The organism is Cellulomonas bogoriensis 69B4 = DSM 16987, assembly GCF_000767165.1.
GTDB classification, from domain to species: domain Bacteria; phylum Actinomycetota; class Actinomycetes; order Actinomycetales; family Cellulomonadaceae; genus Actinotalea; species Actinotalea bogoriensis.
On the sequence record NZ_AXCZ01000007.1, the window covers coordinates 1 to 15,445 of the forward strand.

Annotated in this window: 12 protein-coding genes; 8 read left to right on the top strand and 4 right to left on the bottom strand. The window is 72.7% G+C overall.

What is annotated here, in order from left to right; translation table 11 throughout:
* Positions 1-1,185: RNA polymerase sigma factor (locus N869_RS01550; RefSeq protein WP_052104841.1), on the top strand; the 1,185-nt coding region annotated here is incomplete at its 5' end.
* A gap of 54 nt (positions 1,186-1,239) precedes the next feature.
* Here N869_RS01550 and N869_RS01555 read toward each other — a convergent pair.
* Complete coding sequence (locus tag N869_RS01555) at positions 1,240-1,728, bottom strand: DUF456 domain-containing protein (RefSeq protein WP_035056880.1); 489 nt, start codon at positions 1,726-1,728, stop codon at positions 1,240-1,242.
* A 93-nt stretch (positions 1,729-1,821) separates the two neighbouring features.
* Positions 1,822-2,034, bottom strand: a complete 213-nt coding sequence (locus N869_RS01560) for a DUF7455 domain-containing protein (protein ID WP_035056882.1) — start codon at positions 2,032-2,034, stop codon at positions 1,822-1,824.
* 140 nt (positions 2,035-2,174) lie between these two features.
* On the opposite strand from N869_RS01560, the gene N869_RS01565 reads away from it, so the two are divergent.
* Both N869_RS01565 and N869_RS01570 read left to right on the top strand, forming a co-directional pair.
* Positions 2,175-4,301: a DNA gyrase/topoisomerase IV subunit B gene (locus tag N869_RS01565; RefSeq protein WP_035056884.1), complete on the top strand. Its 2,127-nt coding sequence runs from the start codon at positions 2,175-2,177 to the stop codon at positions 4,299-4,301.
* Positions 4,302-4,389: 88 nt separating this feature from the next.
* Positions 4,390-5,418: a GNAT family N-acetyltransferase gene (locus tag N869_RS01570; protein ID WP_052104846.1), complete on the top strand. Its 1,029-nt coding sequence runs from the start codon at positions 4,390-4,392 to the stop codon at positions 5,416-5,418.
* Between the two features lie 29 nt (positions 5,419-5,447).
* On the opposite strand, the gene N869_RS01575 is transcribed toward N869_RS01570, so the two are convergent.
* Positions 5,448-7,892 carry a DNA gyrase/topoisomerase IV subunit A gene (locus N869_RS01575; RefSeq protein ID WP_035056927.1) on the bottom strand — a complete coding sequence of 815 codons (2,445 nt, stop codon included), beginning with the start codon at positions 7,890-7,892 and terminating at the stop codon, positions 5,448-5,450.
* Positions 7,893-8,023: 131 nt separating this feature from the next.
* Between N869_RS01575 and N869_RS01580 the strand changes: the two genes are divergently transcribed.
* The 4 genes from N869_RS01580 to N869_RS01595 all read left to right on the top strand — a co-directional run bounded on the left by N869_RS01580 (position 8,024) and on the right by N869_RS01595 (position 13,147).
* The gene (locus N869_RS01580) at positions 8,024-10,711 is read left to right on the top strand and encodes a bifunctional acetate--CoA ligase family protein/GNAT family N-acetyltransferase (RefSeq protein WP_035056887.1); all 2,688 of its coding nucleotides are present in this window, start codon (positions 8,024-8,026) and stop codon (positions 10,709-10,711) included.
* 62 nt (positions 10,712-10,773) lie between these two features.
* Positions 10,774-11,349 (top strand): DUF5998 family protein, encoded by a 576-nt coding sequence (locus N869_RS01585; protein ID WP_035056888.1) that lies wholly within the window; start codon positions 10,774-10,776, stop codon positions 11,347-11,349.
* Positions 11,346-12,509, top strand: a complete 1,164-nt coding sequence (locus N869_RS01590) for an alkaline phosphatase family protein (RefSeq protein ID WP_035056889.1) — start codon at positions 11,346-11,348, stop codon at positions 12,507-12,509. Before N869_RS01585 ends, N869_RS01590 begins: the two co-directional genes overlap by 4 nt.
* A gap of 2 nt (positions 12,510-12,511) precedes the next feature.
* Positions 12,512-13,147, top strand: a complete 636-nt coding sequence (locus N869_RS01595; protein ID WP_035056890.1) for a thymidine kinase — start codon at positions 12,512-12,514, stop codon at positions 13,145-13,147.
* A gap of 35 nt (positions 13,148-13,182) precedes the next feature.
* On the opposite strand, the gene sepH is transcribed toward N869_RS01595, so the two are convergent.
* Complete coding sequence (gene sepH, locus N869_RS01600) at positions 13,183-14,358, bottom strand: septation protein SepH (RefSeq protein ID WP_035056891.1); 1,176 nt, start codon at positions 14,356-14,358, stop codon at positions 13,183-13,185.
* Between the two features lie 159 nt (positions 14,359-14,517).
* Between sepH and N869_RS01605 the strand changes: the two genes are divergently transcribed.
* A complete protein-coding gene (locus N869_RS01605; protein WP_052104842.1) occupies positions 14,518-15,387 on the top strand; it encodes an inositol monophosphatase family protein in 870 nt (289 codons plus the stop codon).
* The last annotated feature ends 58 nt before the right edge of the window (positions 15,388-15,445 follow it).

The window sequence follows — 15,445 nt, forward strand, 5'->3', positions numbered from 1 at the left end:
GACGAGGGCACCACCGGCGGCGACGGTGAGGCACCCGCCAAGCCGCGCGCCACCAGGTCGCGCGCCACCGGGGCCAAGAAGACCACCTCCCGTGCCAAGGCGAAGCCGGCCGACGACGCCACCGAGCAGACGGCGGGCGCCGAGGCCGCGGAGGCCGCCGGTCCCGCGGACACCGATGCTCCTGCCCCGGCAGCCGGGACCTCGGAGGACACCGGCTTCACGGTCTCCGACGCCGACGACGACGACGCTCCCGCCCAGCAGGTCGTCACCGCCGGCGCGACCGCCGACCCGGTCAAGGACTACCTGAAGCAGATCGGCAAGGTCGCGCTGCTCAACGCCGAGCAGGAGGTCGACCTCGCCAAGCGGATCGAGGCCGGCCTGTTCGCCGAGGAGAAGCTCGCGGGCGCAGACAAGCTCGAGCCCCGGCTCCGGCGGGAGCTGGAGTGGATCGCCTCGGACGGTCGGCGCGCCAAGAACCACCTCCTGGAGGCGAACCTGCGGCTGGTGGTGTCGCTGGCCAAGCGGTACACCGGCCGCGGGATGCTGTTCCTGGACCTGATCCAGGAGGGCAACCTCGGTCTGATCCGTGCGGTGGAGAAGTTCGACTACACCAAGGGGTACAAGTTCTCCACGTACGCCACGTGGTGGATCCGCCAGGCGATCACCCGTGCCATGGCCGACCAGGCGCGGACCATCCGCATCCCCGTCCACATGGTCGAGGTCATCAACAAGCTCGCACGGGTCCAGCGGCAGATGCTGCAGGACCTCGGTCGCGAGCCCACCCCCGAGGAGCTCGCCAAAGAGCTCGACATGACCCCTGAGAAGGTCGTCGAGGTCCAGAAGTACGGTCGGGAGCCCATCTCGCTGCACACTCCGCTGGGCGAGGACGGGGACAGCGAGTTCGGTGACCTGATCGAGGACTCCGAGGCCGTGGTGCCCGCGGACGCGGTGAGCTTCACCCTGCTGCAGGAGCAGCTGCACCAGGTGCTGGACACGTTGTCCGAGCGTGAGGCCGGCGTGGTCTCGATGCGGTTCGGGCTGACCGACGGTCAGCCGAAGACGCTGGACGAGATCGGCAAGGTCTACGGGGTCACCCGCGAACGGATCCGCCAGATCGAGTCCAAGACGATGTCGAAACTGCGTCACCCCAGCCGGTCGCAGGTGCTGCGCGACTACCTCGACTGACGTCCTTCGCGCCCCGGGTGCACGGTTGCGCCCGGGGCGCGCTGGTGAGGACGGTCAACCACCGACGCCCATGATCACGGCGACCAACCAGGTGGTGGCCGCGAGCAGCGCCAGGGCGAGCTCGATGACCAGGCCGAGCGCGGTGGCCTTGACGGCCACCCAGGTCGTGGCACGTGCGCGGTCCAGGTCCCGCAGGCGCACGTACTCGGCCAGCAGCAGGCCCCCGACGAAGAACAGGAACAGGCCCACCACGGGGATCACGAAGAACCCCACGATGCCGGCCAACCCGGCGAGGACGATCGACCGGGTCGGGACACCGGCGGCCTGGACCCGCCTCCCGGTCAGCACGTAGGTCGCGGACCAGCCGATCGCCAGGAGCACCAGCGCCACGACGGTCACGGCCCACGCCGCGCCGTCACCTGACAGGATCGCCCACACCAGGATCGCCGTGGCGATGACGGGCGTGCCGGGCAGGATCGGGACGACGATCCCCACCAGGCCGATCAGGATGGCCACGCCGACAAGGACAGCCGTCAGGTCCACGGGATGCTCCTCGGTACGGACGCGCGAAGGCCCGGACCAGCGGTAGGGGTCCGGGCCTTCACCGTCGTCGGTGGGGTGGGGGGTGGGGCGCTGTCAGCGTGCGCCGGCGCCGTGCTCCTCCAGGAGTCGGTCGGTCTCGTCCTGGATGTGGACCGCCACGTCCGCCAGCCCGGGGGCGTGGTGACGTGCGTGGTGTGCGCAGAACAGGAGCTCGCCGGCCTCGAGCACGACGCGCACGTACGCCTGGGCGCCGCAGCGGTCGCAGCGGTCGGCCGCGGTGAGCGGGGATGTCGTCGTCGTAGTCACCGCTCCATGAAACCATCGGCTGCGCGATCCTGGCGCGCCGGTTCGCTGACCGCGTAGACGGGAAGGGGACCAGGAGGCGCACAGGACGCGGCTCGGACCCGGTTCGGGCATGAGGCCCGGAGCGTCTAGGCTCGGGCACCGTGACCAGCACGTTGCCAGAGTCGAGCTACTCCGCCCGCCACCTGTCGGTGCTGGAGGGCCTGGAGGCGGTCCGCAAGCGCCCCGGGATGTACATCGGGACCACCGACTCCCGGGGCCTGATGCACTGCCTGTGGGAGATCATCGACAACTCGGTCGACGAGGCCCTCGGCGGGCACTGCGACCGCATCGAGGTGGTGCTGCACGCGGACTCCTCGGTGCAGGTGCGCGACAACGGGCGCGGCATCCCCATTGACGTGGAGCCCAAGACGGGGTTGACCGGTGTGGAGGTCGTCTTCACCAAGCTGCATGCGGGCGGCAAGTTCGGTGGGGGGTCGTACACGGCCTCCGGCGGTCTGCACGGGGTGGGCGCCAGCGTGGTGAATGCGCTGTCGGCGCGCCTGGACGTAGAGGTGGACCGCGGTGGCCGCACCCACCGGATGACGTTCCACCGGGGGGAGCCGGGGGTGTTCGAGGACGGCGCGCAGCCCGACCCGGAGTCTCCGTTCACCCCGTTCGTCGCCTCCTCCGAGCTCGCGGTCGTGGGCAAGGTGCCCAAGGCGCGCACGGGCACGCGGGTGCGCTACTGGGCCGACCGGCAGGTGTTCCCCCGGGCCGCCCAGTTCTCCTACGAGGAGCTGGTGGCACGTGTGCGGCAGACCACGTTCCTGGTGCCGGGGCTGACCGTCACGGTCCGGGACGAGCGTGGGGTGCCGGGCACCCCGGGTCAGGACGGTCCGCACGAGGAGACGTTCGTCCACCACGGGGGCACCGTGGACTTCGTCGACCACCTCGCGCCCGACACGCCCCTGACCGGTGTGTGGCACCTGACCGGGTCGGGGTCGTTCACCGAGACCGTGCCCGTGCTCGACGAGAAGGGCCACATGAGCCCGCGTGAGGTCCAGCGCGACTGCGAGGTCGACCTGGCGATGCGATGGGGCACCGGCTACGACACCACGGTGCGCACGTTCGTGAACATCATCGCGACGCCCAAGGGCGGCACGCACCTGACGGGTATGGAGCAGGCCCTGGTCAAGACGGTGCGCAAGCAGGTCGAGGCGAACGCACGACGTCTCAAGGTGTCCACCAAGGACTCCTCCGAACGCATCGAGAAGGACGACGTCCTCGCAGGGTTGACCGCCGTGCTGACGGTGCGTCTGGCCGAGCCGCAGTTCGAGGGCCAGACCAAGGAGGTGCTGGGCACCGCGCCGGTGCGGTCGGTGGTCGCCAAGGTCGTGGAGTCCGAGCTCACGGCGCTGCTGACCTCACCCAAGCGGGACCTGAAGTCGCAGGCGAGCCTGGTGCTGGACAAGGTCGTGGCCGAGATGCGGGCGCGGATCTCGGCACGCAAGCAGAAGGAGATCTCCCGGCGCAAGAACGCCCTGGAGAGCTCGGCGCTGCCGGCGAAGCTCGCCGACTGCCGCAGCGACGACGTGGAGCGTTCCGAGCTGTTCATCGTCGAGGGGGACAGCGCCCTGGGGACCGCCAAGCTGGCCCGCAGCTCGGACTTCCAGGCGTTGCTGCCCATCCGGGGCAAGATCCTGAACGTGCAGAAGGCCTCCATCTCGGACATGCTCCGCAACGCCGAGTGCGCCGCGATCATCCAGGTCCTCGGAGCGGGGTCCGGGCGCAGCTTCGACCTCGAGGCGGCCAGGTACGGCAAGGTCGTGCTGATGACCGACGCCGACGTCGACGGGGCCCACATCCGGACGCTGCTGCTCACGCTGTTCTTCCGCTACATGAGGCCCCTGGTCGACGCCGGACGGGTGTTCGCGGCAGTACCTCCGCTGCACCGCGTGGAGGTCCTGGGGGCCGGGTCCCGCAAGGGCGAGTACATCTACACCTACTCCGAGGCCGAGCTCGCAGCGACGCTCGCGCGCCTGCAACGGACCGGTCGCCGCTACAAGGACGACATCCAGCGTTACAAGGGTCTGGGGGAGATGGACGCCGACCAGCTGGCCGAGACGACCATGGACCCCGCCAAGAGGACCTTGCGCCGGGTCACCGCGCAGGACGCCGCCGGTGCGGAGAAGGTGTTCGAGCTCCTCATGGGTTCGGAGGTCGCGCCCAGGCGAGAGTTCATCGTGGCAGGTGCGGCCCAGCTGGACCGCGCACGCATCGACGCGTGAGGCCTCGGGGTCGGAGGCGGTGCACCAGCACGACCTGCGCGGTGGACGGCGTCCGGGGGGCATCCGGACATCGCCTAGGTTGGTGGGTGTGAGCACGCTCGAACCGATCGCCGATCGCGTCGACGCCCCTGGGGAGCTCGACCTGCCGCCCGCGCACCTCGAGCTCGGCTGGCGCCCTCTGACCGACGCCGACGGCGACGCGCTGTTCACCCTGGTCCGTGCGATCGAGACCGTCGACCGGCGGCCTTCCAGGCAGGGCCGGAGCGAGGTCCACGCCCTGCTCCTCGGGGAGTGGAAGGACCTGGGACGGGACAGCCTCGGGGGTTTCGACGACGCAGGGACCCTGCGGGCCTACGCCGTGGTCGAGGTCCGGCCGGGGGACACCCGGACGGTGCGGGCGTTCCTGCGAGGCGGGGTGCACCCCGTGTGGCGCGGCCGTGGGGTGGGGCGGGCGGTGCTGCACTGGATGGAGGGTCGGGGACGGCAGAAGCTCGTCGAGACGGGCAAGGACCTGCCTGCCAGGTTGGCGGTCCACGTCGACGAGGACGCCCGCGACCAGCGACGGCTGTACGCCGCGGCAGGGTTCAGCCCGGTGCGGTGGTACACCCACATGAGGCGGGACCTGGGAGCCCCCCTGCCACCGGTCGAGCCGCCTGCGGGCCTCGAGATCCGGCCCTGGTCCCCGGACCTCGACGACGCCGTCCGCCGGGCGCACAACGACGCGTTCGCCGATCACTGGGGCTCCGAGCCGCAGACCCCCGAGACCTGGGGCCACGGCCTGGCCACGCGGCCCGAGTGGTCATGCGTGGCGCTCGACGTCCGCGGTCGCGCGCCCGAGGTGGTCGGGTACGCGATGTCCTCCCGGTACGAGCACGAGTGGAGTGTGCTCGGCTACAGCTGCGGGTACACCGACCGCGTGGGCGTACGCCCCGCGTGGCGCGGACGCGGGCTCTCGGTCGCGATGCTCGCCTGGGTCATGTCGGCCTACCGCGAAGCCGGCATGCAGTACGCGTGCCTGGACGTGGACGCCGACAACCCCACCGGTGCGAACGACCTGTACCGCCGCCTCGGCTACGAGTCCGGACACCGACAGGTCCTGTACAGCGTCGAGATGTGAGACCGCGCGGGCGGCGCCTGCCCGGACGGTCAGCCGATGGCGTGCACAGGCAGCGGCAGTGGTGTGCCAGATCCGTCACGGCGCGTGTCGGGTGCCGGTAGCCGGACCTCCTGGCCGGCGGCACCCACCGCGCGCGGACCCACACCCGCCCAGGCGGTCAGCAGCGTGTCCTCGCCCCGCAGGAACCTGTGCGCGCGCACACCACCGGTCCCGCGTCCCTTGGTCGGGTACACCCCCAAGGGAGTGACCTTGACCGTTCCGGCCTGCGTCCCCGCCAGCGCCCCGGCGGTCCCGGCGACCGTCACCAGCACGGACTCGTCCACCGCCGACGGGGCGACCGCCGCAAGGTGCACCACCCGCTGCCCGTCCGCGAGCCGCACCCCGGCCATGCCGCCCGCCGACCGGCCCTGGGGCCGCACGAGGTCCGCCGCGAAGCGCAGCACCTGGGCGTCGGAGGTCACCATCACCAGGTGGTCCTCGTCCTCGCACCGGGCGGCGCCCACCACGCGGTCACCGTCCTTGAGGGAGATCACCTCGAACGTGTCCCGGTTCGGGGCCGCCTCGCCGGCCACCCGCTTGATCACGCCGCGGGCCGTGGCCAGGACCAGGGTCGGGCCCTGACCGTCCAGCGGCACCAGGCCCAACGCACGCTCGCCGTCGCCGAGGCCCACGACCTCCTCCAGGGGCACACCGCCGGACAACGACACCGCACCCTGGGTGGGCGGCAACGCGGGCAGGTCGACCACGTGCAGGCGCAGCACCCGGCCCAGGTCCGTCACCACCCCGATCTCGGCGCGGCTGGACGTCACCACGTCCGCGAGCACCGCGTCGTGGGCGCGTCGGGAACCCGAACGGTCCAACGGGGAGTCGTCGGACGTCCGCGCCAGCAACCCCGTCCCGGACAGCACCACCCGGCACGGGGAGTCCTCGATCTGCAGGGGAGTGGCGTTGCGTGCCGCCACCGGGCCGGCACCTCCGGCCGACTCCAGCAGTACCGTGCGCCGGGGTGTGCCGTACGTCTCTGCGACCGCAGCCATCTCCCCGCTGACCACGGCCCGCAGGCGGGCGTCGTCACCCAGGACCGCCTCCAGCTCGGCGATCTCCTGCGCGAGCGTCTCGGCCTCCTTCTCCAGCTCCATGCGCGAGAACTTCGTCAGCCGACGCAGCCGCAGCTCCAGGATGTACTCCGCCTGCGGCTGGGACAGGTCGAACACGTCCATCAGCCGTGCCCGCGCCGAGTCGGCGGTCTCCGAGCCGCGGATCACCTGGATGACCTCGTCGATGTCCAGGATCGCGATCAGCAGGCCCTGCACCAGGTGCAGGCGCTCCCGGCGCCGCTCCAACCTGTACGCCGACCGACGTCGCACCACGTCCAGCCGGTGGTCCACCCACACCGTCAGCATGTCCCGCAGACCCAGGGTCCGCGGCTGTCCGTCCACCAGCGCCACGTTGTTGATCCCGAACGAGTCCTCCATCGGGGTGTACCGGTGGAGCTGCTCCAGGACCGCCTCGGGGTTGAAGCCCGACTTGACCTCGATCACCAGACGGAGCCCGTGCTTGCGGTCGGTCAGGTCCTGGACGTTGCTGATCCCCGCGAGCTTCTTCGCCTGGACGCCCTCCTTGATCTTCTCGATCACCTTCTCCGGGCCCACCAGGTAGGGGAGCTCGGTCACCACGATGCCCTTGCGCCGCGGCGTCACGTTCTCCACCCGGGTCGTGGCACGCGTGCGGAACGACCCACGCCCCGTCGCGTACGCATCACGCACCCCGTCCAGGCCCACGATCTTGCCGCCGGTCGGCAGGTCCGGCCCCGGGACGAACCGCATCAGGTCCTCGAGCGTCGCGTCCGGGTGGTCCACCAGGTGCCGGGCCGCAGCGACCACCTCCACCAGGTTGTGCGGGGCCATGTTGGTGGCCATCCCCACCGCAATCCCCGAACCACCGTTGACCAGCAGGTTCGGCAGCGCAGCAGGCAGCACCTCGGGCTGGGTCAGCTTGTTGTCGTAGTTCGGGACGAAGTCCACCTCGTCCTCGTCCAGCCCCGACACCATCGCCATCGCCGACGGCGCCAGTCGCGCCTCCGTGTACCGCGGCGCCGCGGGACCGTCGTCCAAGGACCCGAAGTTCCCGTGCCCGTCCACCAACGGCAGGCGCAGCGAGAACGGCTGCGCCATCCGCACCAGCGCGTCGTAGATGGCCGTGTCACCGTGCGGGTGCAGCTTGCCCATCACCTCGCCCACCACACGCGCGGACTTCACGTGCCCGCGGTCCGGCCGCAGACCCATGTCGGACATCTGGAACAGGATCCGCCGCTGCACAGGCTTCAACCCGTCCCGCGCATCGGGCAGGGCCCGGGCGTAGATCACCGAGTACGCGTACTCCAGGAACGATCCCTGCATCTCCGCGGCGACGTCGATGTCGACGATCGTCTCGGCGACGGGCTGCTCGGACGGGCCGGTGGTGCGGCGGGCCATCGCGTCGGTGCTCCTCAGGTACACGGGCGGGACGCACCATTGTGGCGCAGGCAGGGACCTGCCCCGCCACCCGCGTCCACCGCGACCACCCCCGGCCCGGCGACCCGGCGCCCAGACCCTAGGCTGGGACCATGGTCGAGGAGGATCAGGACCGGGACCACCGGTACCCCGTGCACTGGGAGGCCGACGTCGTCCTGCGGGACGGCGGGACCGCCCACGTCCGACCGATCCGCACCGCCGACGGCCCCGCGCTGCAGCAGTTCCACGTCGGCCAGTCCGAGCGCTCCACCTACTTCAGGTTCTTCGCACCCCTGGCCCGCCTGCCCGAGCGCGACCTGGCCCGGTTCACCCACGTCGACCACGTCGACCGCGTCGCCCTGGTCGCCGTCACCGGCCACGGCGACCACGAACGCATCATCGCCGTCGCACGCTACGACCGCGTCGAGGGCCGCACCGCCGAAGCCGCCTTCAACGTCGCCGACGACCACCACGGCCGCGGGCTCGGCTCGGTCCTGCTCGAGCACCTCGCCGCCGCCGCCAGAGAACGAGGCATCCGCCGGTTCACCGCCGAGGTCCTGCCCCAGAACGCCCAGATGCTCGGCATCTTCCGCGAGGCCGGCTACGAGGTCACCCAGCACCTGGACGACGGGATCGTCACCGTCACCTTCGGCCTGGACCCCACCGAACGCTCCCTGGCCGTCATGGCCGACCGCGAGCACCGCGCCGAGGCCCGCAGCGTCCACACCCTCCTCAGCCCGCGCGCCGTCCTCGTCGTCTCCGACGACCACGGCGCCCCCCTCGCCGAGGCCGTACTGGCTTCCCTCACCGCCACGGACCCCGCCCCCCGGCCCGAGGTCCACCACGTCGGCCCCGCCCAGGCACCACCCTCGGTCCGCACCTGGCCCCGCACGGCCGACGTCCCACCCGTGGACCTCCTCGTCCTCGCCGTCCGCAGCACCCACGCACGCACCGTCCTGCAGGACCCCGCCGCCACCGCCCGCGCCGTGGTCGTCCTCAGCGACGGGTTCGCCGAGACCGGCACGGACGGACTCACCCGCCAACGGGACCTCGTCCGCACCGCCCACGCCGCCGGCATGCGCCTGCTCGGACCCGGGTCCTTCGGGTTCCTGCGCCGCACCACCGACACCACCACCGTCAACGCGACACTCACCGCCCACCTGCCACCCGACGGGGGCACCGCGCTCTTCTGCCAGTCCGCCCCCCTGGGCGTCGGCATGCTCGAGTCCGCACGCCGCCGCCGGCTCGGCGTCTCCACCTTCGTCTCCTCGGGCAACCGCGCCGACGTCTCCGGCAACGACCTCATGCAGTTCTGGACCGAGGACCCCCGCACCGACGTCGTCGCCCTCTACCTGGAGTCCATCGGCAACCCCCGCAAGTTCACCCGGGTCGCCCGCAGGCTCGCCGCAGCCAAACCCGTCGTCGTCCTCACCGCCGGACGGTCGGGGCACGTCGTCCCCGCCGGCCACGCCATCCGCCGCACCCGCGCACCCCGCCAGGCACTCGACGAGATCATGCGCCAGTCCGGCGTCCTGCGTGTGGACACCCCGCACCAGCTCCTCGACGTCACCCAGCTCCTGGCCCACCAACCCCTGCCCCGCGGACGACGCGTCGCCGTGGTCGCCAGCTCCGAGGCCCTCACCGCCCTCGTCGCCGAGGCGGCCTCCTCCGCCGGCCTCACCGTGACCAGACGCACCACCATCCCGCAGGAGACACCCACCGGCACCACCGACGACCTCGACACCGCGCTCGCGGAGGTCTACGCCGCCCAGGACTGCGACTCCGTGGTCGTGGTGCACGTCCCCGTCCTGGGCGACCCCGACCCCACGACGACCGCCTGCATCGCCCAGCGTGCCGCGATCTCCGACCGCACCACCGTGGCGTGCGTCACCGGTCTGCACGGAGTCACCGAAGGCCTCACCGCGGCCGCGCCCGACGGCAGGCCGCACACCGTCCCCGCGTACGCAACTCCCGAGGACGGCGTCCTCGCCCTGGCCGCCGCGTCCCGGTACGCGGCGTGGCGTGCGACCGACCGGGGCGCCCCTCTGGCGCCGACCGGAGTCGACCGGACCCGCGCCCGAGCCCTGGTGGAAGCGATGACCCCGCCCGCAGGCGAGGTCCGACGCCTGGAGGAGCACCACACGCGTGAGCTCCTCGCCTGCTACGGGGTCCACGTCTGGCAGAGCAGAGCGGTGCGCACGACCCCCGAGGCCGTGGCCGCCGCCCACGAGGTCGGTTGGCCCGTCGCGCTCAAGTGCGCCGCCGAGCACCTGCGGCACCGCATCGACCTGGGCGGCGTCCGGCTCGACGTCGCCACCCCCGACGAGCTCACCGACGACCTGCAGGAGATGCGGGACCGCCTCATCGGCCTGGGCGTTCCCGACCCGACCTTCGAGGTGCAGAAGATGGCGCCCGGCGGCGTCGCCTGCGTCGTCCGCACCGCCGAGGACCCCCGCTTCGGCCCTGTGGTCTCGTTCGGGCTCGCCGGCGACGCCATCGACCTCCTGGGCGACGTCGCCTACGCCGTCGCGCCCCTCACCGACGTCGACGTCAGCGAGATGATCCGAACCGTGCGCGCCGGACCCCGCCTCTTCGGGTACAGGGGCCTGCCCCCCGTCGACGTCCCGGCCCTCGAGGACGTCCTCGCACGGGTCGCCACCATGGCGGAGGACCTGCCCGCGCTGCACAACCTCGAGCTCCACCCCGTCGTCGCGTCCGAAGGTGGCGCCAACGTCCTGGCCGCCCGCATCGAGCTCGCCGAGGCAGGGCGGGCCGACGGCCCCCGCCGCGCCCTGGTCTGACCACCCACAGGGCACCGACCCCGGTGACCGCACCCGGCGCACGGGGGTGGGAAGATGGACCCGTGCACGGAGCGACACACGAACTGCGCCACAGCCTCCACCTGGCGGGCTACTACCCCGAACTGGTGGGCGACGTCGTCGACGTCGCGCTCGGGGGCGAGGAGGTGACCGCCTACCTCGTCCACCCGGAGACGACCTTCGACTCCGTCGAGGTGCGCCGGCACCTGACCGTCCTGGTCCTCACCCCGACCCGCCTGCTGCTCGCACACGTCGACGACCACCCGGCCGACCGCGAGCACCCCTCCGCCAGCGCCTCGGCCACCACCGAGTCCGTCCCCCTGGGACGCCTGCACTCGGTCGGCGTCACCCACGTCGTCCCCGACCCCGCACGGCACCGACCCGGGGCCGTACCCGCCGAGCTCACCCTCGCACTCGGCTGGGGCGCCGTCCGCAGGATCGACCTGGAACCCGCCGGGTGCGGCGACCCCGCGTGCGACGCCGACCACGGACTCACCGGTACCAGCAGCCCCGACGACGCCGTCGTCCGCGTCTCGGCCCACGCCGAGGGCGAGGCAGCCGTCCGGGCGGCCCTCGACTTCGCCCGAGCCCTGTCCGCGGCCGTCGCCGGCCGCTCATGAGCCACACCGACCTCACCACCCGGGCCGCAGCCGCCGGACTGCGCCCACCCGACTACGGCGGCCGCTGCCTGGACTCGGTCCTCCCCGCAGCAGCAGCCGCCCTCGGGGCCGGCGACGAGGCCGACGAGGCCGCACGCCACCGCCTCGACCTACCCCGGGCCCCCAGGGTCTGCGTGGTCCTCGTCGACGGCATGGGCTACGAGCTCCTCGCCCGACGCGCCACCCACGCCCCCTTCCTCGCCGGCCTCCTCGACGCCGGCGACCCCCTGACCACCGGGTTCCCCACCACCACCGCCACCGCCATGGGCCTGTTCGGCACCGGCCGCCCAGCCGGACTGACCGGCATGGCCGGCTACACCGTCCGCAACCCCACCACCGGCACCCTCGCGAACCTCGTCTCCTGGGACGGGGCACCACCCGCCCGCCAGTGGCAGCGCGAACCGTCCGTCTTCGAGCGACTCACCGCCAAGGGCATCGAGGTCACCTCGGTCGCCCCGGCCCGCTTCGGCGGCTCAGGCCTCACCGACGCCGTCCTGGGCGGAGGACGGTTCGTCGCCGCCGAGTCCCTGCGCGACCGCGTCGACGCCACCGTCTTCGAGCTCTCCGCCCCCGGCCTGGTCTACCTCTACTGGGGCGAGGTCGACAAGATCGGCCACCAGCACGGCTGGCGCTCACGGGAGTGGGCCGAGGAGCTCGCAGCCACCGACCGTGAGATCTCCCGCCTGGCACGATCACTCCCGCCCGGCACCCTCCTGATGATCACCGCCGACCACGGCATGGTCGACGTGGACCCCCGCGCGATCGTCGACGTCGCCCGCAACCGCGACCTGCTCGCCGGCGTGGACCTGGTCGCGGGCGAGCCCCGCGCAGCCCACGTGCACGTCCGGCCCGGCCAGCAGGACGCCGTCCTGAGCCGCTGGCGCTCGCGGCTGGAGGGCACGGCGCTCGTGGCCTCCCGGGACGAGGCGGTCGCGGCCGGCTGGTTCGGTCCGGTCGCCGAGCACGTGCTGCCGGTCCTGGGAGACCTCGTGGTGCTGGCGACCGGATCCGGTGGCGTGGGTGACTCCCGGACGCAGACCCAGGCCTCGCTCGCGCTCCGGGGGATGCACGGGTCGTTGACGAGCGCCGAGCTGGACGTCCCGCTGCTGGTGGTGGCCTGACGGTGGCCGAGCTCGTCTTCTTCAGCGGCACCATGGACTGCGGGAAGTCCACCTTGGCCCTGCAGCTGGACCACAACCACGCCGCCCGCGGCAGGGGAGGGGTGGTCTTCACGCGCGACGACCGGGCCGGGGCCGACGTCCTGTCCTCCCGCCTGGGCCTGCGCCGTGCCGCCACCGAGGTGGACGACGCCACGGACTTCTGGGACGTGGTGGTGCGACTGCGGACCCGGGGGGAGCGGGTGGACTACCTGGTGTGCGACGAGGCGCAGTTCTACAGCCCGCACCAGGTCGAGCAGCTCGCCGCCCTCGTGGACGAGATGGGCGTCGACGTGTTCGCCTTCGGGATCACCTCCGACTTCCGGACCCGGCTGTTCCCCGGTTCGGCGCGCCTGATCGAGCTGGCGGACCGGGTGGAGGTGCTCCAGGTCATGTCGTTGTGCTGGTGCGGTTCGCGCGCCACCCACAACGCCCGGACCGTGGCAGGTGCCATGGTGGTCGAGGGCGAGCAGGTGGTCGTCGGGGACACCGCGGCAGGGGCCGACGTCGAGTACGAGGTCCTGTGCCGTCGGCACCACATGCGTCGCATGACGTCCCAGGTGGCGCGGGCGGTATCCGGAGAACCCCAGACGCTCCTGTGAGGTGGACGCGCCTGGCGGGGCGGGGAACCAGGACGCTACTCGGGTCTGGCTCCGAACACGATCTCGTCCCAGCTGGGAACTGACGCCCGGCCCTTGCGTTGGCGCTGCCTCTGGGAGGGCTGCTCCTTGCGCCCGTCGTCGACGTCCGCCTCGGGGCGTGGCCCCCCCGAGGGATGCGAGGTCGTCCGCGCCTGCGGTGTGTTGCCGGACGGCGCGTTGCCGGACGGTGCGGTGTCGGTGGACGCATCGTGCGGTGGGTCCACCGACACCGGCTGTGGCACGGACGGCATCGGGAGCACCTGGGCGTCGGTCGCCTGGTCCGGTCGTGACGCAGGAGGATGCGCAGCGGGTACGGGGCCGGGTGGGACGGGTGGGTCAGGTGCGTCGAGGTCGAAGTCGAAGGCGTGCTGGGGTCCGAACCCCTCGAAACGCTCGTCGAGGTCGTCCAGGTCCAGCGACTGGCGGACCCCGCGCCGGTCGGTCAGGTCGTCCAGGATCGCCTGGGCCTCGTCGACCGGGTCAGGCTCGTCCTCGGGCACTGCGGGTGCCGGGTCGATCTGGGCCAGGAGCGGCCGGAGGGCCGCGTCCACATCGGCGTCGCCCATGGGCACCGCCGCGAGATGGCGGCGGGGGATCGGGCCGTCGACCAGCTCGGTCTCCGAGAGCCAACGAGCCTCGTCGTCCTCCGCACGCACGGTCTTGGCGGTGGGGTCGTACGTCCAGGAGGCCGACCTCTGGGTGCCCTGCACCGAGAAGCTGACCTCCACCGTCCAGCTGCCAGGGCCGGGGCGGCGCGCGTCCCACCGGATCGACCCGGGTTCGACGCCTCGGGTCGCGAGCCGGTCGGTGACGAGCTCGCCGAGGAGCGGTGCACCGAGGTCGTGCCCGATGCGTGTCTGCTGCGCCTGGCCGGCGACGTACTCCCGTTCTGCGAGCACGGGCCCGGTGTACCGGCGGATCAGCTCCACGGCGGTCCCGGACTCCTCGGCGACCTCCTCGGCGCTCGCCCCGGCGCGCACCCGCGCCTGGATCTCTCGTGGTGGGAGCGAAGCGGCGCGCTCGGCGCGAACCTGCTCGAGCTGGGGTCGGTCGCGTCGCACGGCAGCCCGCAGGGCCTCGTCGATGGGCAGGCGTAGCTTCTGGCCGTCCCGCGTCTGGAGCACGACGTGCTCGCCGTCCTCGTGCAGGCCGATCAGCGTGAGCTCGCTCATGGCACCTCCCTACGTCAGCTTCTGAGGGTGCCACCTCCCGGCCCCGGCGTGCGGGAGGCCGCCCGGTGTGCCGTCCGGTGTGCCGTCCGGACACAGCGCGGCGGCGCGGCGACGGGGCCGTCGGACCCCCCGTCGTACGAGCTGGGGGAGGATGGTCCGGTGAGCACGCTGAGCGAGACGGGCACCAGCCCCCAGGACCTGGCAGGCATCGCCGAGGAGGTCGCCCGCGCGGCCGGGCGGCTGATCCGGGAGCAGCGACCCACCCGGGTGGAGGTGGCCGGGACCAAGACCTCCCAGGTGGACGTCGTGACGCAGATGGACCTGGCCTCTGAGGCCCTGATCCGCGCCGAGCTCGCGCGGTTGCGCCCCGGGGACGGCATGCTGGGCGAGGAGGACGGCCTCATACCCGGGACCTCCGGCCTGACCTGGGTGGTCGACCCCATCGACGGGACCGTCAACTACCTGTACGGGATCCCGGCGTACGCGGTGTCCGTCGCCGTGGTGAGCGGCGAGCCCGTTCCTGGCAGCTGGCAGGTCGAGGCCGGGTGCGTGCACGCCGTGGCCGACGGTCGCACCTGGACGGCCGCCCGCGGTCGCGGAGCTCGCCTCGATGGGCGGCGCCTGGAGATCGGGCCGGCGGCGCCGCTCGCCTCGGCGCTGGTCGGGACGGGGTTCGGGTACCGGTCACGCCGGCGCCGGGAGCAGGCCCGGGTGCTCACGGAGGTGCTGCCCCGCGTCCGGGACGTCAGGCGGATCGGGTCAGCCGCGCTGGATCTGTGCGCGGTCGCGTCGGGGCAGCTCAACGCCTACTTCGAACGCGGCCTTCAGCCGTGGGACCTCGCCGCGGGGGCGCTGGTGGCCCAGGAGGCGGGGGCCACCGTCAGCGGACTGCGCGGAGAGCCCGCCGGCGAGGTCATGACGGTGGCCGCGTCGCCGGCGACCCACGAGGCCCTGGTGGCACTCCTCGAGTCGGTGCGCGCCGACGCCGAGGAGCTCCCCGATGCGACGGAGCCTGCTGCGGCCGGGTGAACGACCGGGTGCACCTGTGCGTCCGGGGTGGGCCGGGCACCTGGGAGGGGTGACGGTG